This window comes from Ectopseudomonas alcaliphila (assembly GCF_900101755.1).
GTDB lineage: Bacteria > Pseudomonadota > Gammaproteobacteria > Pseudomonadales > Pseudomonadaceae > Aquipseudomonas > Aquipseudomonas alcaliphila.
In genome coordinates this window covers 1664151-1688133 of the sequence record NZ_FNAE01000001.1, presented here as the reverse complement: position 1 = coordinate 1688133, position 23983 = coordinate 1664151, and the positions used below count along the sequence as shown (strand labels likewise).

Sequence of the window (23983 nt, the reverse complement as noted above, 5' to 3'; positions counted from 1 at the left end):
GTGAGTCGGTTGGAGATCTGGGCGCGCTGCCGAAAGTTGGATCATCGCGAACCTGTTGCGGATTCGTCAGGATGCTCTTCTCCATGGGAGCCCGACGGCTGACAAGCTGGCGAAGGTTGACCTGTGCTGGTGCAGCGATTCTGGCGAAGCCTGCGCTTCGCGAGATTTTGGTGCGACGTTTGCGGGCGTCGATTTCATCAGGAGTGACCGGCCGGTCACTGTTGTTACCGTCCGTCTGTTACTGACAGCCAGAGACGCCGTAGCAGGCCACTCAAGCCGTGCTACCGAAATGCTCAAGACCTTGTGGAAAGAGGCTTTGAGAGCGTTTCGCAAGCCCTCTAGGCAGGGTCAGGAAGCCCGTCTGGTGCGCCGTGCATCGAGGGCTTTGTTTTTATTGAACGCCTGATCAATTTAGGCATGACCTTTGCGTAGAGATGCATGACCGCCCGGTTTCAAACCTGGCCAGGATAAAACAGAGGCCCACTTCAATTGGGCTCACACCGTGCTTAGCGTGAGAGGGTTCCACCAATGTCGCAGTTCAGCCAAGGGGCGCAACCCCAGAACCGTGTCGCCCAGTCCATCGGCTTCCTGCTCCTGGACAACTTCACCCTGATTTCCCTCGCTTCGGCGGTAGAGCCCCTGCGCATGGCCAACCAGCTTTCCGGCAAGGAGCTGTTTCGCTGGCATACCCTGACTCATGATGGCCTGCCGGTCTGCGCCAGCGATGGTTTGCAGATCACCCCGGACGCTGCCATGCAGAGTGCGCCGGCGTTGGATGTGGTGATCGTCTGTGGTGGCGTGGACATTCAGCACAGCGTCAAGCGCGAGCATGTCAGCTGGCTGCAACTGCAGGCGCGCCAGGGTCGCCTGCTCGGTGCGGTATGCACCGGCAGCTGGGCGCTGGCCAAGGCCGGTCTGCTCGATGGCTACGATTGCAGCGTGCATTGGGAGTGCCTGGCCTCGATGCAGGAAGCCTTCCCGCGTGCGGCCATCACCACTCGCCTGTTCTCCATCGACCGCAATCGTCACACCTCGTCCGGCGGTACCGCACCGATGGACATGATGCTGCACCTGATCGGTCAGCAGCATGGCCGCGAGCTGGCTGCCGGCATCTCCGAGATGTTCATCTACGAGCGCATCCGCAACGAGCAGGATCACCAGCGCGTGCCGCTCAAGCACATGCTTGGCAGCAACCAACCCAAGCTGCAGGAAATCGTCGCGCTGATGGAGGCGAATCTGGAGGAGCCGATCGACCTCGACGAGCTGGCCTGTTTCGTCGATATCTCCCGTCGCCAACTCGAGCGCCTGTTCCAGAAGTACCTGCACTGCTCGCCGTCGCGTTACTACCTCAAGCTGCGCCTGATTCGTGCACGGCAACTGCTCAAGCAGACCAGCATGTCGATCATCGAAGTGGCTTCGGTCTGTGGTTTCGTCTCCACGCCGCATTTCTCCAAGTGCTACCGCGAGTATTTCGGCATTCCGCCGCGCGACGAACGTGCCGGTCAACAGGGCAACAACCTGGTGGTGTTGTTGCCGATTCCCGAACATCAGGTCAGCTCCAGCGCGGTGCTGGCGCTCAACCGTGCGCAAGGCGAGTCGACCTTCGCCAGCGTGCGCATCTGAGTCGAACCGCAATGAAAACGGGGCGCCAGTGGCGCCCCGTTTCGTTGTGAGCAGTGGTTGTTTCTGGTGGGCTAAAGCGGATCGCCGCCCGGCCCACCCTACGCAGTACGGTGCGCGCGACGCTGTAGGGTGGGCTTCAGCCCACCAGCTGTTGTACCGCTACTTCATGAGGCGCAAGCCCGACCTGATGCTGGAGTGAGAGTTGCTGCGCTGGCGCACCGGCCCTCAGGCTGGCTTGGGTACCAGCGCCGGCAGCAGGTGGCGGCTGATGGCTTCGCGTACGTTGGGCAGCAGGGTAGCGCTGCCGCCAAGCAGTTCTTCCACCAGGTGGCGCAAGGCCACGGCGCGCTCGGCGCTGAGGCCGCTGACGGCCAGTTCGCAAGCCTGCTCGGGCGTTACGCCTGCTGGAATGCTCAGGCCCAGCGCGATCAGGCGCTCACGGAAGTCTTCCTGGTCGATCAGATCGGCATGCATCATGGTCGTGGCTCCTTGTGGAAACGCAGGCGCTGCGCAGTTGGTCTTCAACCTTCGGTTAGCGCAGAACGCCTTCTTCGATCAACAGCTTGAAGATAGCCTCTGCGCCCTCCTGTGGCGAGACATCCTTGAGCACCTGGCCGCCGCCACCACTGGCTTTGGCCGTGGCCGCCTTCATCCGTTCCGCCCCCGTTTTCGCTTTGATCACCTTGAGGCGTTTGGGGCGTGGTTTGGCCGGTTGCAAGGTGGCGCCGGCCAGCAGCAGGTCGTCCACCACCGTCACCTCATGAGCCTCGATCTGCCCGCGCCGTGCCGGGCCGAAGGCGCTCTGGCGGGCGATCGGGGCGGCGTTGTCGACGCTGGCCACGCAGGGCAGGCGTACCTTGAGGCGGCGTCGCTGGCCGCGCGGTAGTGCTTGCAGCACCTGGGCCACGCCATTCTCGACCTTCTCCACTTCCGCCAGGCCGACGACCATCGGCCAGCCCAGGCGCTCGGCCAGCAGGAACGGCAGCATGCCGGAGCCTTCGCCGGTTTCCGCCTGGCTGCCGGTCAGCACCAGCTGCGTGCGACTGCCTTGCAGATAGTCGACCAGCAGCGGCAGGGCATCCGCGCCTTCGGGTTGTTCCAGCACATCGAGCTGCTCCAGACCCATGCCCAGGTAGCCGCGCAGGGCTTCTGCCTGCGGGTCGCCGGCGTGCAGCAGTTGCAGGTTTGATCCGCTCAGGCGCAGGCCGAGTTCGACGGCGCGGGCGTCCTGCTCAGCGCGGCGCGGTCGACCCGATGTCGGGTGAGCGCCGACCGAGACCAGGGCGACGATATTCAGGTCAGTCATGGTGGAAACCTCGAACCGTGGGAGCGGCTTCAGCCGCGATCTGGCCGTGCGCACAGGTGTTCGCGGCTAAAGCCCTTCCCACGGAGTAATGTCTGTCAGGGTCAGGCCGCATCACGTTTTCCTTCCTGGCGCCAGGCGGCGACGCGTGCGATCAGCGCCGCCAGGATCGCCGCCGAATCGCCGATCACCGAGAGGTCGGCGCGTTTGATCATGTCGCAGCCGGGATCCATGTTCACCGCCACCACCTTGTCGCAGGCACCGATGCCCTGCAGGTGCTGAATGGCACCGGAGATACCGACGGCCAGGTAGACGCGGGCGGTGACCCAGGTACCAGTGGCGCCGACCTGGCGATTGCGCGGCATGAAGCCGTCGTCCACCGCCACGCGCGAGGCGCCTTCGGTGGCGCCCAGGGCGACGGCGGCCTGGTGGAACAGCGTCCAGTCCTTCACGCCGTTGCCGCCGGAGAGAATGAACTCGGCCTCGGCCATGGGAATCTGCGCCGGGTCCACGGCCACCGGACCGAGATCCTCGATGCGTGGCAGGCTGTGGGCGATCTTCGCGCCCAGCTCCAGTGGCCGAACTTCATGGCGCGTTTCGCTGACCGGCTCGGTGCATTCGGCGGCAGCCAGGATCAAGCGGGGCAGGGCGCGCTGGATGTCCTGCTGGCCGCTGCCGGCGCGGCCGATGGCCTGCTCGCCGGCAACCTGCCAGACGCGCGTGGCCGGGCGTTCACCCAGCTTGGCGGCCAGGCGCCGACCCAGCTCACCACCGCCGGTGCGGCTATCGGGCAGCAGCCAGTGGCGTGGCGCCAGTTGGCTTTCCACGGCGCTGAGGGCCAGCACGCGGGCTTCCGGTGCATAGCCGTCGAAGGTGTCGCCGGTGATACGCAGCAGGCGGTCGACGCCGGCGGTATCGAAGGCGCTTTCCTTGTCCTCGCCGAACACCACGGCCACCACCGCGCCGCTGTCGCCGGCCAGCTTGCGGGCCAGGCCGAGCAGGTCCTTGTCATGGCTGGACAGGCGCCCGCCGACCATGTCCGGCACCACGCAGACGTGGAAGGCCGGTTGCTCGACCACGTGCAGCGGCAGTTGCACCTCGACGCTGGCGCTGCTGCGCTTGCCGGCAGTGCCCTGCTGGGCGCCGCTGCGGTCGATTCGCTTGAGCCCGGCCGGGCCGATAAAGCCGGCGGCGATGGCGTGCGGGTTCTTGCGCAGGATGCCGTTGGGGCCCATCCAGCTGGTCTGAGTCTGGCTCTGCATGGCCGCATGCAGCGGGTGCAGGCGGTTGCGGGCGATCCACTCGGCGCGTGGGTCGCGGCGGATAAGGTCGCTCATGCCTGCGCCTCCTGGATGCGCTGGGATTGTCGTTTCATCACTGCACCTCCGCCAGTTCACGCCTGGCTGCCGGCTTTTTTGCGGCCACCTCGACGGGCTCGATCAGCACCTCGGCCACCAGTTCGGCGATGTCCTTGATCTCCGGGCGCGGGGCGACCACGCCTTCGAGCATCGCGGTGCACTGTGGGCAACCCACGGCCACCAGTTCGGCGCCGGTCTCCTTGATGTCGACCATGCGCATGTCGGGGATGCGCTGCTTGCCGGGAATATCGGTGATCGGCGCGCCGCCACCGCCGCCGCAGCAGCGCGAACGGAAGCCCGAACGCTCCATCTCCTTGACCTCGATGCCGATGGCCTTGAGCACGGCGCGGGGCGCCTCGTACTCGCCGTTGTAACGGCCGAGGTAGCAGGGGTCGTGATAGGTCACGCTGGCGGCCTTGCTCTGGCCGAGATTCAGCGCGCCGCCACGTACCAGTTCGTCGATGAAGGTGCTGTGGTGCAGCACGTCGTAGTGGCCGCCGAGGGCGCCGTATTCGTTCTTCAGCACGTGGAAGCTGTGCGGGTCGCAGCTGACGATGCGCTTGAAGCGGTACTTGGCCAGGGTGGCGATATTGCGTTTGGCCAGGTGCTGGAAGGTTGCCTCGTCGCCCAGGCGCCGGGCCACGTCGCCGCTGTCGCGTTCTTCCAGGCCGAGCACGGCGAAATTGACGTCGGCGGCCTTGAGGATCTTGACGAAGGCGCGCAGGGTGCGCTGGTTGCGCATGTCGAAGGCGCCATCGCCGACCCAGAACAGCACGTCGGTCTCTTTCTTCTCGCTCAGCAGTGGCAGGTTGAGGTCGGCGGCCCAGTTCAGACGACCGCCGGGATTGAAGCCGCCGGGGTTGTCGGTGGCGATCAGGTTGTCCAGCACCTCGGCGCCCTTGTTCGGCGTTGCGCCTCTTTCCAGGGTCAGGTGGCGGCGCATATCGACGATGGCGTCGACGTGCTCGATCATCATCGGGCATTCCTCGACGCAGGCGCGGCAGGTGGTGCAGGACCAGAGGGTCTCGGCATCCACCAGCGCCTTGCCTTGCAGCGAGACGATGGGCTGATGCGGGCCGCCGCTGTGCTCGCCCAGCGGGATGCCACTGCCGTCAAGGGATGGGTAGGGCGAGCCGGCGAACTGGGCGTCGTTGCCACCGGCCAGGCCGATGACCATGTCCTGGATCAGCTTCTTCGGGTTCAGCGGCTGGCCAGCGGCGAAGGCCGGGCACATGGCCTCGCACTTGCCGCACTGCACGCAGGCGTCGAAGCCGAGCAACTGGTTCCAGGTGAAGTCGGTGGGCTTTTCCACGCCCAGTGGGGCCTTGGGGTCGTCCAGGTCGAGCGCTTTCAGGCCGGTGGAGCGACCGCCGCTGAAGCGTTCGGCGCGGCGGTGCCAGGCCAGGTGCAGGGCGCCGGCGAAGGCGTGCTTCATCGGCCCGCCCCAGGTCATGCCGAAGAACAGCTCGGACACGCCCCAGGCCACGCCAACAGCGAGGATGATGGCCAGTATCCAGCCGCCGAAGCCTTCGGGGAGGATGCCGGCAACCGGCAGCGTGGCGATAAAGAAGCTGCCGGCGAACATCAGCAGGCTTTTCGGCAGGCGCATCCACGGGCCTTTCGACAGGCGCGATGGCGGATCGAGACGACGCTTGGCGACGAACAGGGCGCCGACGAACATCAGTACCGTGGCGCCCAGCAGGGCGAAGCCGAGGATGCGGTTATGCAGGCCGAAACCATGCACGACGATGGCCAGCACGGCCGCCAGGACGAAACCGCCTGCCGTGGCCACGTGGGTTTTGGACATGTACTTGTCGCGCTCGACCACGTGGTGCAGATCCACCAGGTAGCGCCGCGGCATCTTCAGCAGGCCGCCAATCCAGTCGACTTTCGACGGCCGGCCACGGCGCCACATGAAGAAGCGCCTGGCCGCGCCGAGGACCGCGAGGGCCAGGGCGGCGAAGAGCAGGATGGGGAGGAGGGTGTTCAACATCTCGTGGTCTCCTTCGCGGGACCGGAAAACAACACGGTTCAGTCCCCTCGCCCCTGCGGGGAGAGGGTTAGGGAGAGGGGGCAGACGGCATAGATCTCCGCCCAACAGCCCATCTCCCCCCGCCCTCTCCCGCAAGCGGGAGAGGGGGCCGTTCGTGTCGTGGCTAAAAGTCCTTGCACAACCGCAAAGCGTCGTAGATCGCCGCATGGGTGTTGCGCTGGGCTACGCAGTCGCCGATGCGGAACAGCAGGTAGCCGTCGCCCGCCTCGGACAAACATGGCTGCGGCTTGATCGCGAACAGCGCCTCGACGTCGATCTGGCCCTTGTTGCGCGAGCCCTGCTTGAGTGCGTAGTAGAGCGATTCGTCAGGGCGTACGCCGTTCTCCACCACCACCTGATCGACCACGCGCTCTTCCTTGGCACCGGTGTATTCGTTCTCCAGCACGGCTACCAGCTTGTCGCCCTCGCGGTAGACCTTTTCCAGCATCATGTCGCCGGTCATGATCACTTCCTTGGGGTACATGCTGCGGTAGTAGGTGGGGAAGCTGGTGCCGCCAATGGCCACGCCGGGCTTGATGTCGTCGGTGACGATTTCCACCTGCGCGCCCTTGTCGGCGAGGAAGTCGGCAACGGACATGCCGGTGAACTCGCAGATGGTGTCGTACACCAGCACGTTCTTGCCCGGCGCCACCTTGCCCGAGAGCACGTCCCAGCTACTGACCACCAGGCCTTCGGCTGCACCCCAGTGCTCGTTCTGTTCGAGGAACGGATTGCCGCCGTTGGCCAGCACGATGATGTCCGGACGCAGGTCGAGAATGCTCGCTTCGTCGGCGCCGGTGCCCAGGCGCAGGTCTATCCCCAAGCGCGCCAGTTCCAGTTGGTACCAGCGGGTGATACCGGCGATCTGGTCGCGTTGCGGCGCCTTGGCGGCGATGGTGATCTGCCCGCCCAGTTGTTCCTGCTTCTCGAACAGGGTCACGTCATGGCCGCGCTCGGCCGCGACGCGCGCCGCTTCCATGCCAGCCGGTCCGCCGCCGACGATCACCACCTTGCGCTTGGCGCCGGTGGTTTTCTCGATGATGTGCGGCACACCCATGTATTCGCGGCTGGTCGCGGCATTCTGGATGCACAGCACGTCCAGACCCTGGTACTGGCGGTCGATGCAGTAGTTGGCGCCGACGCACTGCTTGATCTGGTCGACCTGGCCCATCTTGATCTTGGCGATCAGGTGCGGGTCGGCGATGTGCGCGCGGGTCATGCCGACCATGTCCACGTAGCCGCCTTCAAGAATGCGCGTGGCCTGGTTCGGGTCCTTGATGTTCTGCGCGTGCAGCACCGGCACCTTGACCACTTCCTTGATGCCGGCCGCCAGGTGCAGGAAGGGCTCCGGCGGGTAGCTCATGTTCGGGATGACGTTGGCCAGGGTGTTGTGGGTGTCGCAGCCCGAGCCGACGACGCCGATGAAGTCGAGCATGCCGGTAGCATCGTAGTAGGCGGCGATCTGCTTCATGTCCTCGTGGGACAGGCCGTCCGGGTGGAATTCGTCGCCGCAGATGCGCATGCCGACGCAGAAGTCGTCACCGACCTCGGCGCGCACGGCCTTGAGCACCTCCAGGCCGAACTTCATGCGGCCCTCGAAGCTGCCGCCCCATTCGTCGGTGCGCTTGTTGACGCGCGGCGACCAGAACTGGTCGATCATGTGCTGGTGCACGGCCGACAGTTCGACGCCGTCCAGCCCGCCTTCCTTGGCGCGGCGTGCAGCCTGCGCGTAGTTGCCGATCACCCGCCAGATCTCTTCCGGCTCGATGGTCTTGCAGGTGGCGCGGTGCACGGGCTCGCGGATGCCTGACGGCGACATCAGGGTCGGCCAGTGGAAACCGTCCCAGCGTGAGCGACGGCCCATGTGGGTAATCTGGATCATGATCTTGGCGCCGTGCTTGTGCATGGCGTCAGCGAGATTCTGGAAGTGCGGGATGATGCGGTCGGTGGCCAGGTTGACCGAACTCCACCACTGCTGCGGGCTGTCGATGGCCACCACCGAGGAGCCGCCGCAGATGGCCAGGCCGATGCCGCCCTTGGCCTTCTCTTCGTAGTACTTCACGTAGCGCTCGGTGGTCATGCCGCCGTCGGTGGCGTAGACCTCGGCGTGCGCGGTGCTGAGCACACGGTTGCGGATGGTCAGCTTGCCGATCTGGATCGGCTGGAACATTGCTTCGAAGGCCATTACGGCATCCTCACGGTAAGCGCTCTAGCGTTGTGGGAGGCGCTTCAGCGGCGATGGCGTCGCAGCTGAAGTCCGGCCCTCCCACGGATTTCTTATGGGTGACTCAGAGTGGCCGGGTCACGAACAGGCCATCGTCGTGGCCTTCTTCGGCGCCGCTGTATTCCTGCACGGTGACGGTGCGGATCGGGCTGCCCTTGGCGGCGAGGATCTGGTCGATGGCGCCGGAGAACCAGCCGGTGAACATGTAGTCCACCTTGCGACCCACCTTGCCGTACACGTAGACGAAGGCCGAGTGCTTGAGCTTGACCTCGGCATGGCCGGTTTCCAGGTCGAGCTTCTGTGTTTCGAACAGGCCCCAGCCGCGTTGCGACAGGCGTTTCATGTAGTGCTCGAACACCGCAGCGCCTTCGATGCCGTGGCACTCGGCTTCCTTCTCGCACCAGTGCCAGGCGGACTTGTAGCCGGCCTTGTAGAGAATCTCGGCGTACTTGTCGGCGCCGAGCACTTCCTCGATACCCATATGGTTGTTGACGAAGAAGTGACGCGGCACGTAGAGCATCGGCAGGGCGTCGGTGGTCCAGACGCCGGTTTCGTCGTCGACTTCGATGGGCATTTCGGGGGCGTGGGTGGCCATGTGCGCAAACTCCTGAGTTTGAATCGTAGGAGCGGCTTCAGCCGCGAAGCTTCAGGGCACGCCGTCCTGTCTGGACGGATCGCGGCTGAAGCCGCTCCTACAGAATTGGGTTGGAAGGGGCTTACTCGCCCCAGACGTCCTTGAGTACGCGCACCCAGTTCTCGCCCATGACCTTGCGCACCACGCGCTCGGGCATGCCGCGTTTGAGCAGCGTCTCGGTGAGGTTGGGGAACTCGCCCACGGTGCGGATGCCCAGCGGGTTGACGATCTTGCCGAAGTTGGTCAGGCGGCGGGCGTAACCCTTGTCATGGGTCAGCCACTCGAAGAATTCCTTGCCGTGGCCCTGGGTGAAATCGGTGCCGATGCCGATGGCGTCTTCGCCGACGATGTTCATCACGTACTCGATCGCCTCGGCGTAATCGTCGATGGTCGAGTCGATGCCCTTGGCCAGGAACGGGGCGAACATGGTCACGCCGACGAAACCGCCGTGGTCGGCGATGAACTTCAGCTCGGCATCGGACTTGTTGCGCGGATGTTCTTTCAGGCCCGAGGGCAGGCAGTGGGAATAGCAGACGGGCTTTTTCGATTCGAGGATGACTTCCTCACTGGTCTTGGAGCCGACGTGTGACAGGTCGCACATGATGCCGACACGGTTCATCTCGGCGACGATCTCGCGGCCGAAGCCGGACAGGCCTCCGTCGCGCTCGTAGCAGCCGGTGCCGACCAGGTTCTGGGTGTTGTAGCACATCTGCACGATGCCCACGCCGAGCTGCTTGAACACCTCGACGTAGCCGATCTGGTCCTCGAACGCATGGGCGTTCTGGAAGCCGTAGAGGATGCCGGTCTTGCCCTGTTCCTTGGCCTTGCGGATATCGGCGGTGCTGCGCACCGGGATGACCAGGTCGCCGTTGTCGCGGATCAGCTTGTTGCTGGCAACGATGTTGTTCACCGTGGCCTGGAACCCTTCCCATACGGACACGGTGCAGTTGGCCGCAGTCAGGCCACCCTTGCGCATGTCCTCGAACAACTCGCGGTTCCACTTGGCGATGATCAGACCGTCGATGACGATGCTGTCGGCGTGCAATTCGGCTGGGCTCATCAGGCTTGTCCCCTAAACGGATGCGCCGAGTCGGTCGTCGGCGCTTTGGGGAGAGCTTATCCCTGGGGGGCAGGGCGACCCGGTGCAAAAACGACTGGGGGTTTGCCGAAAGCGTCAAGCCGAGGTCGCGGACGGATATGCCAGCGTTTCGCCCGTCACCGCGTAGCCCGGATGCAATCCGGGGAATCGGTGGCGCCTGGCCCCGGATTGCATCCGGGCTACGGTTGGCCTAGCTGCCTGGTCGTTCGTGGCGATCCTGGCTGGGGCTGGCGGCGAAGCGCCTGCGATAGCAGCGCGAGAAGTACGACGCCGAGTCGAAGCCGCAGGCCAGGCTCACCTCCAGCACGCTCAGGTCGCTCTGGCGCAGCAGCTGGCGCGCCTTGTCCAGGCGCAGGCCGAGATAGAAGGCCGACGGCGTGGTGTTCAGGTGGTGGCGGAACAATCGCTCCAGCTGGCGCACGCTGACCCCGACCTGCTCGGCCAGCGCCTCGCAGGGCAACGGTTGCTCGCCATGGCGCTCCATCTCGCCGATCACCCGCACCAGCTTCTTGTTGTGCAGGTCGTAGCGGCTGGCGATCTGCATGCGCTGGTGATCCTGACGGGTGCGGATGCGGCCGAGCACGAACTGCTCGGACACCTGCACCGCCAGCGGTTCGCCGTGGTCGCGACCGATCAGCCCGAGCATCAGGTCGAGGCTGCTGGTGCCGCCGGCGCTGGTGATGCGCCGGCCATCGATCTCGAACAGCTCCTGGGTCACCTGCAGCTGCGGATAACGCTCGCAGAAGGCGTCGATCGCTTCCCAGTGCAGGGTCAGGCGCTGCTGCTCGAACAGCCCGGCCTCGGCCAGCACGAAGCTGCCGGTGTCGATGGCGCCGAGCACCTTGACCTCGCGTTCGCGGCGTTGCAGCCAATGGGCCAGGTGTTTGTCGTAGTGCGCCAGGGGCTCGAAACCGGCGACCACGAACAGCGCCTGGGTCTCCTCCGGCAGTTCCAGCCCGGCCTCGACGTTGAGCGACATGCCGTTGCTCGCCGCCACCGCCTCGCTGTCCAGGCTGAGCAGGCGCCAGCGGTACAGCTCGCCGCGAAAGCGGTTGGCCACGCGCAGCGGTTCGATGGCCGACATCAGGCCTATCATCGAGAAGCCGGGCAGCAGCAGGAAGGCGAAGGTCTGGGTCATGGGCAATCCGCGAATAGAGTGCCGTCCATTAGGAAGCCAAGCGCCAGCGCCGCGCAAGGTAAGGTCGCCATAGGTCAAGCAATGGTCGGGTAAGTGGGAATTTTCCCGCGTAGCGGCGCGTAAGGTGGCTCCATCGGGACAAATAGATCCCGGAACACGGTGGGGGCCGACCGGCCTCTAGAACAACGAAAGCAAACCGCTGTGACACGATGAGGAGCACCCAGATGAAAGGTCTTACTGCGCTGGCCGCATGCTGCACCCTGAGCTTGTTCAGTTCCTCCCTGCTGGCCGCCGAAGATGCCAGCTGTCAGAAGGCGCGTATCGGCCTCGTCGGCTGGACCGACGTGGTCGCCACCACCGCCGTGGCCGCGACCCTGCTTGAAGGCCTGGGGTATCAAACCACCCAGACCCAGGCCTCGCAGCAGATCATCTTTTCCGGCATTGGCAAGAAGCAGGTCGACTTCTTCCTCGGCTACTGGAAACCGCTGATGGATGACAACATCAAGCCGTTCCTGGACAAGGGCGAGGTCAAGGTGCTCGCCGAACCGGGTCTGAGCGACGGCATCTCCAGCCTGGCGGTGCCCACCTATCTGGCTGAGGCGGGCTTGAAAACCTATGCCGACATCGCCAAGTTCCGCGACCAGCTGGATGGCAAGATCTATGGCATCGACCCGGGCACCGGGGCCAACACCACCATCCAGAAGATGATCGACAGCGACCAGTTCGGCCTCGGCGGCTTCAAGCTGGTGGAGTCCAGCGAGGCGGCCATGCTCGCGGCGGTCAGTCGCGCGGTCAAGGCCAAGAAGCCAGTGGTGTTCTTCGGCTGGAAGCCGCACCCGATGAACATCAAGATGGACCTGACCTACCTTACCGGCAGCGAGGATGTGTTCGGCGCCGATGAAGGCCTGGCCACGGTCTGGACCGTGGTCGCCCCGGATTATGCCCAGCGCTGCCCGAACGTCGACCGCCTGCTCCACAACCTGACCTTCAGCGCCGCCCAGGAAAGCCAGCTGATGGAGCCGATCATGGCCCGTGAGGATGCCAAGGCCGTGGCCCGTCGCTGGCTCAAGGACAATCCGCAGGACCTCAGCCGCCTGCTGGCCGGGGTGTCCACCTTCGACGGTCAGGACGGTATCGCGGCGGTACGAGCCGCCCTCGACTGAGACGCGCCGCCCCCCAACTTCAACGATTACCTGCCGTGCGTGCGCCTCTCTCGCGGCGTACGGCACCCTTTCGCCTCGAATAAGGATGGAGATTCCATGAACCACGAAGTCATCGTCACCTGCGCGGTGACCGGCGCTGGCGACACCGTCGGCAAGCACCCGGCGATCCCGGTCACGCCCAAGGAGATCGCTGCCGCCGCCATCGAGGCAGCCAAGGCCGGCGCCACCGTCGCCCACTGCCATGTGCGCGATCCGCAGACCGGCAAGCCGAGCCGTGACGTGGCGCTGTACCGCGAGTTGGTCGAGCGCATTCGTGAGAGCGACACCGACGTGATCATCAACCTCACCGCCGGCATGGGCGGCGACCTGGAAATCGGTCGCGGCGAGCAGCCGCTGGAATTCGGCGCCGGCACCGACCTGGTCGGGCCGATCACCCGCCTGGCGCATGTCGAGGAGCTGCTGCCGGAAATCTGCACCCTGGACTGCGGCACGCTGAATTTCGGCGACGGCGACTTCATCTACGTTTCCACCCCGGCGCAATTGCGTGCCGGTGCCAAGCGCATCACCGAACTGGGGGTGAAGGCCGAGCTGGAAATCTTCGACACCGGCCACCTGTGGTTCGCCAAGCAGATGATCAAGGAAGGCCTGCTGGACGACCCACTGATCCAGCTGTGCCTGGGCATCCCTTGGGGCGCGCCGGCCGATACCACGACCATGAAGGCCATGGCCGACAACCTGCCGCCCGGCATCACCTGGGCCGGCTTCGGCATCGGCCGCATGCAGATGCCGATGGTGGCCCAGGCCATGCTGCTCGGCGGCCACGTGCGGGTAGGCCTGGAGGACAACATCTGGCTGGATCGCGGCGTGCACGCCAGCAACGGCCAGCTGGTCGAGCGCGCCATCGAGATCATCGAACGCCTCGGCGGTCGCGCCCTGACCCCGGCCGAAGGGCGCGAGAAGATGAAGCTCAAGCGCCGTTAACGATTATCTCCCCTCTCCCTCTGGGAGAGGGGCCGGGGGAGAGGGCTGATGCCCAGCGCTCCCGTAGCCCGGATGAAATCCGGGAAAACTTCACCTGTCATGCCCCGGATTGCATCCGGGCTACCGGAGTTCACCATGACCTTCGTTACCGATATCAAGACTTTCGCCGCCCTCGGCACCGGCGTGATCGGCGCCGGCTGGATCGCCCGCGCCCTGGCCCATGGCTTGGATGTGATCGCCTGGGACCCGGCGCCCGGCGCCGAGGCCGCGTTGCGCACGCGCCTGGCCAATGCCTGGCCGGCGCTGGAAAAACAGGGTCTGGCGCCCGGCGCCTCGCTGGATCGCCTGAGTTTCGTGAACACCATCGAAGACTGCGTGCGCGATGCCGACTTTATCCAGGAGAGCGCGCCCGAGCGCCTCGAACTCAAGTGTGAGCTGCACGCGAAGATCAGCGCCGCCGCGCGCCCGGATGTGCTGATCGGCTCCAGCACCTCGGGCCTGCTGCCCAGCGAGTTCTATGCAGACGCCAAGCATCCTGAGCGCTGCGTGGTCGGCCACCCGTTCAACCCGGTCTATCTGCTGCCGCTGGTGGAGGTGGTGGGCGGAGCCAGGACCGCGCCCGAAGCGGTACAGGCAGCGATCAACGTGTACGAGTCGCTCGGCATGCGCCCGCTGCATGTGCGCAAGGAGGTGCCCGGCTTTATCGCCGACCGCCTGCTCGAGGCGCTGTGGCGCGAGGCGCTGCACCTGGTCAACGACGGCGTGGCGACCACCGGCGAGATCGATGACGCGATCCGCTTCGGTGCCGGCCTGCGCTGGTCGTTCATGGGCAGCTTTCTCACCTACACCCTGGCCGGTGGCCCGGCTGGCATGCGCCACTTCATGGCCCAGTTCGGCCCGGCATTGAAGCTGCCCTGGACCTACCTCGAGGCGCCGGAGCTGACCGAGGGGCTGATCGACGCGGTGGTCGAGGGCACCGCCGAGCAGCAGGGCGAACGCAGCCTGGATGCCCTGGAGCGCTACCGCGACGACTGCCTGCTGGCGGTGCTTGGTGCGATCCGTGAGACCAAGACGAAGCATGGTTTCGAGTTTGCCGAGTAACCGCGTCTTTCCGGTGCGCACGGCGCACCCTACGGGCAACTCCTGTCTAGCTCCCGTCTCCCATTGATGGGAGGGGCCGGGGGAGAGGCCTCATCGGAAGCTGAACATGAATCTGCCGACTTATCGCACCACCATCTCCACCGAGTGGGTGGATTACAACGGCCATCTGCGCGACGCCTTCTATCTGCTGATCTTCAGCTACGCCACCGACGCGCTCATGGACCACCTGGGCCTGGACGAGGCGGGGCGTGCCCGCAGCGGCCACACCCTGTACACCCTGGAGTGCCACCTCAACTACCTGGCCGAGGTCAAGCTCGGCGCCGAGGTGCAGGTGCGTACCCAGTTGCTGGCGCATGACGGCAAGCGCCTGCACATCCACCACGGCCTCTACTACCCGGAGGGCGAGGAACTGCTCGCCGCCAGCGAGCAGATGCTGATGAACATCGACAGCGCCGGCGGTCGCTCGGCCGCGTTCGACGAGCAGGTGCGGCAACGGTTGCTGGCGTTGGCGCAGGCCCATCGGAGCCTGCCCATGCCGCTGCATGTCGGCCGGGTCATAGCTTTGCCCCCGGCCAGGGCCTAGTGCCCGGCCGGCAGACCAGGATGGCCTGGTGCGCGTACACCCATCCCTGACAACGATTTCGCGGGCCAGCATCCCGCAAGGAGACCGCCATGAATGCCGTAGACCCCTCGCTCCAGGCCGCGCCCATCGCCGATTGGCGTACCTACCCGATCAGTGCCGATCTGGTTGGCCTCGACGCTACCCGCGACAGCCTGCAGGTGACCTGGAGCGATGGTCGGGTCAGCCCCTTCCATTACCAGTGGCTGCGCGACAACTGTCCCTGCAGCCAGTGCGTCTACGGTGTGACCCGGGAGCAACTGCTGGAGATCGTCGACGTGGCGGAGGAGCTGGCTCCGCAGCGGACCTGCATCGACGAGCAGGGCCATCTGTTGATCGACTGGCAGGGCGGTCACCACAGCCGCTTCCACCCCGGCTGGCTGCGGGCCCACGCCTATGACCTGGCATCACGCGACGAGCGCCAGGCGCAGCGTCCGCAACCACAGCTGTGGGGCGCCGAACTGGCCGAGCAGTTGCCGCGCTTCGACTACCAGGCGGTGCTCGAGGATGATGGCACCCTGTTGCGCTGGTTGCTGGCGGTGCGCGATCTGGGCCTGACCCAGCTGGTGGCGGTGCCGGCCAGCGAGGGCGTTCTGCTCCGGCTCGCCAAGCGCATCTCCTTCATTCGTGAGAGCAACTTCGGCGTGCTGTTCGACGTGCAGTCCAAGGCCGATGCCGACAGCAACGCCTACACCGCCTTCAACCTGCCGCTGCACACCGACCTGCCGACTCGCGAGCTGCAGCCGGGCCTGCAGTTCCTGCATTGCCTGGTCAACGATGCGACGGGTGGCGAGAGCGTATTCGTCGACGGTTTCGCCATCGCCGAGGCGCTGCATCAGGAGTCGCCCGAGCTGTTCGACATCCTGTGCACGACGCTGGTGGAGTTCCGCAACAAGAGCCGCAACAGCGACTACCGCTGCCTGGCGCCGATCATCGCGCTGGATGCCGAGGGGCGGATCGGCGAGGTGCGCATGGCCAACTTCCTGCGCGGCCCGTTCGACGCGCCGGTCGAGCGCATGCCGGCGCTGTATCGGGCCTATCGGCGCTTCATCGCGCTGACCCGCGAGCCACGTTTTCGCCTGCAGCGCCGGCTCGAGGCCGGCCAGCTGTGGTGCTTCGACAACCGCCGGGTCATGCACGCGCGCAGCGAATTCGACCCCGCCAGCGGCGCGCGGCATTTCCAGGGCTGCTATGTCGACCGCGACGAACTGCTGTCGCGCATCCGCGTGCTGCAGCGCTGAAACCCCGGAACGCGCGGCCTACTTCGGCTTGTAAGCGCAATACCCCGGCCGCGGGCCGACCTTGGGGTGGTGGCGGCAGGTGTCCGGGCGCTTGTCGTAAACGGTGCACAGGCGCGTCTTGCGATCGAGGAACAGGCAGTCGTTATTGGACATGCGGATCAGGGTGAAGATGCCTGATTTCTGGTTGAAGCGCTCGACGATGCCGTCCTTCTGCAGGCGCTTGGCGATATTCTTCGGCGGCTCGCTGCGCTCGAACTCGTCCACCAGCTCCAGGCGGATCAGATCGTTGAGGCGCACCTCAACCGGCATGGTGCAGCAGGTGGACATGCAGCTGTGGCACATGTCGCTGGTGTATTTGGCCCAGGTTTCCAGGCGGTCGATCTCTGCAGCGGCTATCAGGCGGGGCTTCATCATGGTTTTGGCTATCGTGCGGTCTGCGCCGCTGCTGTCACGGGGGCGGCGATGATAGCGGGCGCGGGGCGTTTGTGAAGCACCGGCTGGCGGCTGATCGTTTTCCGTTGTGCCTGTGAACAGCTTGGCAGTCGTCTCTCTGGGTGTGGGTCGGCGCGACTCCTATACTGTGGCTCGTCTCTGGCGGCCAGCAGGAACGTGAGGCGACTTCTTTCTCAGGATTGGGACATAACGCATGCAATGGATTTTCATGCTGGTCGGTTTGGTGCTCGGTGCGGGCGTCAGCGAATCGGTCACAGGCGCGCTGCTTGGCGGGCTCATCGGCCTCGGTCTGGGTCAGGCGCTGCGTCTGCAGGGATTGGAGACGCGCAATGCGCAACTGACTGCGCAGCTCAAGGACTTCGCCGAGCGCTTCGATCGCGGTACGCGCGCCATGCATGAACGCCTGGTCAAGGTCGAGCAGGGCGAGCGGGGCGAGCCGCAACCTGCTCCCGTCGAACCCGTCGCCAGTCCAGCGCCAGAACTGCCGCCCGAGCCGGCCGTTGTCGAAGAAGCGCAGCCGGAGCTGGACTGGACGCTGCCGGAACTCGAAACCCCTCCAGCCGAACAGCCTGTCCCGCTTGCCGCACAGGTCGTCCACGAGCCGCAGCCTGGTCCCCAGCAGAGCCCCTGGCGCGAGCAGACCCCGCGCGAGCCGAATCTGATCGAACGTGGTATCGCTGCTGCCAAGGCCTGGTTGTTCGGTGGCAATACCGTGCTGCGAGTCGGCGTGGTGCTGCTGTTTCTCGGTCTGGCCTTCCTCCTGCGTTACGCCACCGAAGGTGTCGAGGTGCCGGTAGAGCTGCGTTACATGGGCGTCGCGGCCAGTGCCCTGGCCTTGCTCGGCCTTGGCTGGTGGCTACGCCTGCGCAATCGCAACTATGCCCTGGTGCTGCAAGGTACCGGTATCGCCGTGCTGTACCTGACGGTGTTCGCCGCCATGCGTCTGCATCCATTGCTGGACCCTGGCCTGGCACTCGGCCTGCTGGTGGCGGTGACGCTGTTCTCGGCGATTCTCGCGGTGCAGCAGAACGCCCTGGGCCTGGCGGCTGCAGCGGCACTCGGCGGTTTCGCCGCGCCCATTCTCACTTCCACGGGTAGCGGCAATCATGTTGCCCTGTTCTCCTACTTCGCCCTGCTCAACGCCGGCATCTTCGCCATCGCCTGGTTCAAGGCCTGGCGTCTGCTCAATCTGATCGGTTTCGTCGGCACCTTCGGTATCGGCCTTGCCTGGGGCCTGCGCTCCTATACAGCGGATCTGCTCTGGAGCACCGAACCTTTCCTGATCCTGTTCTTCCTGATGTACGTGGGCATCGGCCTCTTGTTCGCCCGCCGCACCCTGCGTGACGCGACGGATGCGCCCGAGTCGCGTGACGAACTGCTGCGCTGGTCGTTGCGCCGTGGTGACTATGTCGATGCCACTACGCTGTTCGGTCCACCGTTGATCGGCTTCGGTCTGCAGGTGGCGCTGGTACGGCATATCGAATTCGCCGCGGCGTTCAGTGCCCTCGGCCTGGGTTTCTTCTATTTGTTGCTGGCACGGGTGCTCAAGGCGCGCGCTGGCGACCGTGCACTGTTACTGGTGGAGACTTGCCTGGCGCTCGGCGTGGTCTTCGCCAGCCTGGCCATCCCACTGGGTCTCGATGCGCGCTGGACGGCGGCGGCCTGGGCCGTGGAGGGCGCCGGCATCTACTGGTTGGGCCTGCGTCAGCGCCGACCGCTGGCGCGGGCTTTTGCCCTGCTGCTGCAGGTGGGCGCGGCCCTGGCCTTCGTCAGTGGTCTGGACGTCGGCCATGAAAGCCTGCTCGATGGCTCGCCGCTGGGCGCGCTGATGCTCGGTGCGGCGCTGCTGTTCAGCTACTGGCAGTTGCGGTCGATGCCCGAAGCGGCAAACGCCTGGGAAAATCGCCTGCTGCCCTGGCTCGGTATCGTCGGCCTGGCGTTTCTCTATCTGATCGCACCGCTGCTGTTCGAGGCTCCCGGCACGGCCATCGCCTGGGCGCTGGCGGGGCTGGCGACCCTGTTCGTCGGCCTGCGCATCGCTGCGCCGAGCTTCGTCTACAGCGCCTTTGCCGTGCAGTTGCTGGGCGGGCTGCTGTTCCTCGGGCAGATGGCGCTGGATTCGCTGTTCGGGCGTGGCGGCTTCAGCGCCGGCTGGTTCGGCCTGCTGGCCGCGTCGATGGTCGGTTTCGGCCTGATCGCCGGCATGCTGCTGGCGGCGCGCGACCCGCAGATTCGCGAGAATCGCCGGCTGCTCGGCGCCTTGTCGATGGTGATGCTGGTGGGCCTGGTGTTCATCAATCTGGCGGTGCTGTTCGTGCTGCCCTGGGTGGCGGCTGCGGCCGTGTGGGGCGGTACGGGCCTGCTGATTCTCTGGCTGGCGCTGTATCTGCAGCAGCGCGCCGCCTTCCTGTTCAGCTTGCTCCTGCAAGTGTTTGCCGGCCTGGCCTTCCTCGCTGCCGGGCCGTTGCTGCTGTCGGGCATCAGTGGCGAGGGGCTGGCGCCGCTGGCGCACACCGGCTTCTGGACGCCCGCTGTGCTCGGCCTGGCTGCGCAGATCGGCGCCTGGCGCCTGCAGGGGCTGGCGCGTAGCGGCCGTGATACGGGCATCGATGGCGTCAGTTTGCAGCGCCTGGGCCAGCTGTTGCTGGCCTGGGGAGGCGCCTGGTGGGCATTGGCACTGGCCAGCGAAGTGCTGCGCTTCGTCGCGCCGCAACAGCAAGCCAGCGTGCTGCTGGTACTGGCAGCCCTGTCGGCTGTGGTGTGGATGCTACTTGCCCTGCGTACTCGCTGGCGCGAACTGGCGATGCTGTGCAGCCTGCTGGCGCCGGTGGCGGGTTTGATCCTGATTCATGCCTGGCACCCGCTTTATCACCCGGCGGCTAATTTCGGCTGGTTGGGCTGGGCTGCGGTGATCGCGGTGCATCTGCTTATCCTGCGGTCCCTGGCCGATCTGCTGCCGAGTAAGGCGGCCAGCGTCGCCCATGTACTCGGTTGCTGGCTGCTGCTTGGCGTGCTGGCACTGGAGCTGCGTTATCTGCTGCTGAGCCTGTCCGATCACTACAACGCCTGGCGCTGGCTGGGGTGGGCGTTGCTGCCGACCGCCTACCTCTGGGCGATGGCGCAGGCGCGCCGCCTGCCCTGGCCGGTGGCCCGCTTCGAGCGCGAGTACCGGTTGTGGGCGGCGGCACCGCTGGCCGCGCTGATGCTCGCCTGGTTCTGGCTGGCCAATGCCAATAGCGCCGGTGATAGCGATCCGCTGCCTTATCTGCCGCTGTTCAATCCACTGGAGTTGGGTTTGCTGCTGTGTCTGGGCGCGCTGTTTGTCTGGGCACGCGATGCCCTGCCGCGCTTTGGCCTGGAACCTGCGCGTGCACAGCAATTGGTGCAGGGCGTCGCAGGGCTTTCTCTGTTCGCCCTGCTGACGGTGATGGTGATGCGTACCGCGCACCACTGGGGCGGCGTGCCCTGGCAGAGCGCGGCACTGTTCGACTCGATGCTGGTGCAGGCCGGGCTGTCCATCGTCTGGACCCTGATCGCCCTGGCGTTGATGCTCTTCGGCCACCTGCGCGTACGCCGCGAGCTGTGGCTGGTAGGCGCCGCGCTGATCGCCCTGGTGGTGGCCAAGTTGTTCTTCGTCGAGCTGGGCAACCGCGGCGGCCTGGAGCGCATCGTCTCGTTCATCGGGGTTGGTGTGCTGTTGCTGGTGGTCGGTTACTTCGCGCCGTTGCCGCCACGCAAGGTCGATGATTCGGCCGCTAACCAACAGGAGTCTGCCGTATGAACCTCATCCGTTGGGGCCTGCTCCTGGGCCTATCGCTGAGTGCACTCAGCCAGGCCAGCGAGAAACCTCAGGACTATCGGCATGGCGCTGCCCTGCAACTCGCTGGCGAGGGACCCTGGTATCGCCTGGAGCTGCCCTTCGCTGCTCACCTCGCCGCCGGGCATGGCGATTTGCGTGATCTGCGCGTATTCGACAGCAAGGGTCAGATGCAGGCCTATGCACTGATTCCGGGGCGTGGCGAGACCGTGCAGCAGGAACAGGAGCATGGCGTGCGCTGGTTCCCGTTGAGGGGCCGCGCCGATGCCCAGGAAATGCCTGCGCTGCGAGTCGAGCGCAGCACCACGGGCACGCTGATCGAACTGCGCGGCGATGCGCCGGCCGAAAGCGAGCAGCAACTGCGCGGCTGGTTGCTCGATGCCAGCGCCATCGATGCGCCGCTGGTGCGTCTGAATCTGGACTGGAGCGGGGTAGAGGACGGATTTCAGCGCTTCAGCATCGAGGCCAGTGACGATCTGCAGCATTGGCGCGGCTGGGGGGAGGGGCAGGTAGCGCGTCTGAGCTTCGCCGATGAGCGTATCGATCAGCGCCAGGTCGAATTGCCTGGGCAGCGTGCCCGTTATCTGCGGTTGCTGTGGCGCAACCCTGCTCAGGCCCCGCAATTGGAGGCCGTTACCCTGCGCAGTCAACGGCAGGCTCATCAGGCTGCGCCTTTGGTGTGGTCCGAACCCCTGTCGGCGCAGGCCAACGCTGAGGGGCAGTTCCAGTGGCAGTTGCCCTTGTCGTTGCCTCTGGAGCGACTGCGGGTCGAGCTGGAACAGAGTAATACGCTGGCGCCACTGCGTTTCGAGGCGCGCAGCAGTGATCAGGGCGCCTGGCGCCAGCTGGTCAACGGTGTGCTCTATCGCCTGCCCGAGGCTGGGCGCGAAGTGGTGAGCGATGAGTTGACCCTGCCCGGTTGGCCGGTGCGACAACTGCGTGTGCAGGTGGATGCGCGAGGGGGCGGCTTGGGCACGGATACGCCACGTATGCAGGTAGCGCTGCGCGCCACGCAACTGGTGTTTCTCGCACGTGGCGAGCCGCCTTATCGGCTGGCGCTGGGTAGCCCGAGTGCGCAGTCGGCAGCATTGCCGCTGCACACCCTGATCCCCGGTTATCAGCCGGAACGACTGGTCAGCCTTGGTCGTGCCGAGTTGACCGAGGCGTTTGCCTCCCCGGTCGAATCACAGACTGGCCCCGCTCGAGACTGGCAGCGTTGGGGACTCTGGGCTGTACTGCTAGTGGGCGTTGGATTGCTGGCTGCGATGGCCGCCAGTGTGCTGCGTCGCCCGCCAGACGCCTGAGAGGCATGGAGCAACAAAGCCCGGCTGCGGCAGGGCTTTTGCAGTATCTTAGGCGCCCCGCGCCAATCCAGCATTGAAGGTCAGGAAGGCCCTTGCGTATTTCGATTCGCGTCATCGCCCAGTCGCCTCGTGTCGCTTGCCTCCGCGACTCACGCACTGCTTCGCCGGGAATGCGGAGGCGTCGCTGATGCAAGCCTGCATGGCTTCCGGCTGGAGTTTCTCGGCCCCCGTACTGGTGACGCTGCTGGTGTGCCTCGGCGTGATTCTGCTGGCGCACTGGGTGACCCGTCAGCGCGACTTTCCCGGACGTGACAGTTTCATCCTGCTGCATCTGGCCAGCCTCTGGTGGATGGTGGCTGCGGCGCTGGAAATGACCTTCCTCAGCGCCGACTGCAAGATGTTCTGGGCCAGCATGGCCTGGCCCGGCATCATTTCCACGCCCACGTTCTGGGCGGTGTTCCTCTGGCAATACGTCAACAGCATGCGCGCGCCGATGGCGCGCTCCAGCATCCTCGGGCTGAGCCTGGTGCCGCTGCTGGTCTGGGGGCTGGCGTTGAGCAACCCCGGGCACGGGCTGTTCTACGGCGCTGGCAGCGCACCGGTCGACGCCAGTCTGGGCGCGCCGGTGCGCTACGAGCATGGCCCGCTGTTCTACGCCACGGCCGTCTACGTCTACCTGTTCATGGCCTTCTGCATGGGCATAGTGATCCGCGCCGCAGCGCTGAGTCAGGGGCTGCATCGGGGCCACTACCTGGCCTTCGTGCTGGTCACCGCGGTGCCCTGGGTGGCCAATATCGGCTACGTAGCGTTCGGCTGGACCCTGTTCGGCTTCGACCCGACGCCCTTCAGTTTCGCGTTCACATTGGTGGCGTTCTCCTGGCTGATCGTGGGTGTGCGCCTGTTCGACCTGTTGCCGGTGGCCCGTCATCTGCTGCTCGAAGCCTTGCTCGATCCAGTGCTGGTGATCGACCCACGTGGGCGCGTGATCGAGGCCAACCCGGCGGCGCTGAAACTGGCGGGTCTGCAATCGGGATGGCAAGGCACCGAGTTGGGGCAGTGGCCGGTCTTCGGTGCCGATCTGCAGCAACTGCTGCAAGCGCACAACGGCACCGAGCAGGACCTGCCGCTGACGCTGACCAGTGCCGCGCGCTACTACGAAGTGCGTGTACGTGCCATTCGGCGCGCTACCCGCCATGGCCCGACGCTGCTCGGCCATATGCTCTACATCCGTGACGTGACCCAGCGCCACCTCAGTGAGCTCAAACTTGCCGAGGCGCTGGCGCTCAGCGAGGAACGTCTGCGCACCATCTCCAGCCTGCACGAGCAACTGCGTGAGCAGGCCCTGTGCGATCCGCTGACCGGGCTGTACAACCGCCGTTATCTGGATGAGTTCTTCGAGCGCGAACTGGCCAGGGCGCAGCGCGAGAACCTGCCACTGGCGCTGGCCCTGATCGACCTTGACCATTTCAAGCGCCTCAACGACGACTGCGGCCACCTGGTCGGCGACGACGTACTCAAGGCCGTCGCGCAGCACCTGCTGGATAACCTGCGCAGCACCGACGCGGTGTTTCGTATCGGTGGCGAAGAGTTTCTGTTGATACTGCCGGGCGTCGATCCGCATGAGGCCAGCGAACGCCTGCAGAGCATCTGCGCGCAACTGGCGGCTCGCGATGTCGCCACCCGTGGCGGTGACCAGCGTGTGACCCTGTCTGCCGGCCTGGCCCATTGGCCTGAGCAGGGGCAGGCGCTCGACGAGCTTCTGCAGGTTGCCGACGCCGCGCTTTACCAGGCCAAACGCGACGGGCGCAATCGCGTTTGCGGACTGCTGGCCGACGCCGATCTCAGCCATCCATCCCGGCAGGCAGCATTGCGCGGCGACTCGGGTTAAACTGC

General features: G+C 65.7%; 18 protein-coding genes. 9 read left to right on the top strand and 9 right to left on the bottom strand.

Annotation, left to right across the window (positions count from 1 at the left end; genetic code table 11):
- The first annotated feature begins 528 nt into the window (after window positions 1-528).
- Complete coding sequence (gene gbdR / locus BLR77_RS07945; protein WP_074676472.1) at window positions 529-1623, top strand: choline metabolism transcriptional regulator GbdR; 1095 nt, start codon at window positions 529-531, stop codon at window positions 1621-1623.
- 225 nt (window positions 1624-1848) lie between these two features.
- Here gbdR and BLR77_RS07940 read toward each other — a convergent pair whose 3' ends face one another.
- The 8 genes from BLR77_RS07940 to BLR77_RS07905 form a co-directional block, all read right to left on the bottom strand.
- A complete protein-coding gene (locus BLR77_RS07940; protein ID WP_074676471.1) occupies window positions 1849-2100 on the bottom strand; it encodes a hypothetical protein in 252 nt (83 codons plus the stop codon).
- Window positions 2101-2155: 55 nt separating this feature from the next.
- A complete protein-coding gene (gene etfB / locus BLR77_RS07935; RefSeq protein WP_074676470.1) occupies window positions 2156-2929 on the bottom strand; it encodes an electron transfer flavoprotein subunit beta in 774 nt (257 codons plus the stop codon).
- A 101-nt stretch (window positions 2930-3030) separates the two neighbouring features.
- Window positions 3031-4263, bottom strand: a complete 1233-nt coding sequence (gene etfA, locus BLR77_RS07930) for an electron transfer flavoprotein subunit alpha (protein ID WP_074676469.1) — start codon at window positions 4261-4263, stop codon at window positions 3031-3033.
- Window positions 4264-4300: 37 nt separating this feature from the next.
- Window positions 4301-6277 (bottom strand): dimethylglycine demethylation protein DgcB, encoded by a 1977-nt coding sequence (dgcB, locus tag BLR77_RS07925; RefSeq protein WP_074676468.1) that lies wholly within the window; start codon window positions 6275-6277, stop codon window positions 4301-4303.
- A 163-nt stretch (window positions 6278-6440) separates the two neighbouring features.
- Complete coding sequence (gene dgcA, locus BLR77_RS07920; RefSeq protein ID WP_074676467.1) at window positions 6441-8501, bottom strand: dimethylglycine demethylation protein DgcA; 2061 nt, start codon at window positions 8499-8501, stop codon at window positions 6441-6443.
- A gap of 103 nt (window positions 8502-8604) precedes the next feature.
- Window positions 8605-9135 carry a DUF5943 domain-containing protein gene (locus BLR77_RS07915; protein WP_074676466.1) on the bottom strand — a complete coding sequence of 177 codons (531 nt, stop codon included), beginning with the start codon at window positions 9133-9135 and terminating at the stop codon, window positions 8605-8607.
- A 121-nt stretch (window positions 9136-9256) separates the two neighbouring features.
- A complete protein-coding gene (locus tag BLR77_RS07910) occupies window positions 9257-10234 on the bottom strand; it encodes a dipeptidase (RefSeq protein WP_074676465.1) in 978 nt (325 codons plus the stop codon).
- Between the two features lie 229 nt (window positions 10235-10463).
- Window positions 10464-11411 carry a GlxA family transcriptional regulator gene (locus BLR77_RS07905; RefSeq protein ID WP_074676464.1) on the bottom strand — a complete coding sequence of 316 codons (948 nt, stop codon included), beginning with the start codon at window positions 11409-11411 and terminating at the stop codon, window positions 10464-10466.
- Window positions 11412-11635: 224 nt separating this feature from the next.
- On the opposite strand from BLR77_RS07905, the gene choX reads away from it, so the two are divergent.
- From choX to BLR77_RS07880, 5 genes are all read left to right on the top strand, one after another.
- Window positions 11636-12574, top strand: coding sequence for a choline ABC transporter substrate-binding protein (choX, locus tag BLR77_RS07900; protein ID WP_074676463.1), 939 nt, complete (start codon window positions 11636-11638; stop codon window positions 12572-12574).
- Between the two features lie 96 nt (window positions 12575-12670).
- Window positions 12671-13555, top strand: a complete 885-nt coding sequence (locus BLR77_RS07895; protein ID WP_074676462.1) for a 3-dehydrocarnitine:acetyl-CoA trimethylamine transferase CdhC — start codon at window positions 12671-12673, stop codon at window positions 13553-13555.
- 135 nt (window positions 13556-13690) lie between these two features.
- Window positions 13691-14656 carry an L-carnitine dehydrogenase gene (locus BLR77_RS07890; RefSeq protein WP_074676461.1) on the top strand — a complete coding sequence of 322 codons (966 nt, stop codon included), beginning with the start codon at window positions 13691-13693 and terminating at the stop codon, window positions 14654-14656.
- A 106-nt stretch (window positions 14657-14762) separates the two neighbouring features.
- Window positions 14763-15239 (top strand): thioesterase family protein, encoded by a 477-nt coding sequence (locus BLR77_RS07885; RefSeq protein ID WP_074676460.1) that lies wholly within the window; start codon window positions 14763-14765, stop codon window positions 15237-15239.
- 89 nt (window positions 15240-15328) lie between these two features.
- Window positions 15329-16516: a gamma-butyrobetaine dioxygenase gene (locus BLR77_RS07880; protein WP_074676459.1), complete on the top strand. Its 1188-nt coding sequence runs from the start codon at window positions 15329-15331 to the stop codon at window positions 16514-16516.
- An 18-nt stretch (window positions 16517-16534) separates the two neighbouring features.
- Here BLR77_RS07880 and BLR77_RS07875 read toward each other — a convergent pair whose 3' ends face one another.
- Window positions 16535-16930, bottom strand: coding sequence for a YkgJ family cysteine cluster protein (locus BLR77_RS07875; RefSeq protein WP_074676458.1), 396 nt, complete (start codon window positions 16928-16930; stop codon window positions 16535-16537).
- Between the two features lie 232 nt (window positions 16931-17162).
- Here BLR77_RS07875 and BLR77_RS07870 point away from each other — a divergent pair, with 232 nt between their 5' ends.
- From BLR77_RS07870 to BLR77_RS07860, 3 genes are all read left to right on the top strand, one after another.
- A complete protein-coding gene (locus BLR77_RS07870) occupies window positions 17163-20750 on the top strand; it encodes a DUF2339 domain-containing protein (protein ID WP_074676457.1) in 3588 nt (1195 codons plus the stop codon).
- Window positions 20747-22090 carry a DUF3999 domain-containing protein gene (locus BLR77_RS07865; protein ID WP_074676456.1) on the top strand — a complete coding sequence of 448 codons (1344 nt, stop codon included), beginning with the start codon at window positions 20747-20749 and terminating at the stop codon, window positions 22088-22090. Before BLR77_RS07870 ends, BLR77_RS07865 begins: the two co-directional genes overlap by 4 nt.
- A 187-nt stretch (window positions 22091-22277) precedes the next feature.
- Entirely contained in the window at window positions 22278-23978 is a 1701-nt protein-coding gene (locus BLR77_RS07860; protein WP_074676455.1) for a histidine kinase N-terminal 7TM domain-containing diguanylate cyclase, read from the top strand.
- Window positions 23979-23983: the final 5 nt, after the last annotated feature.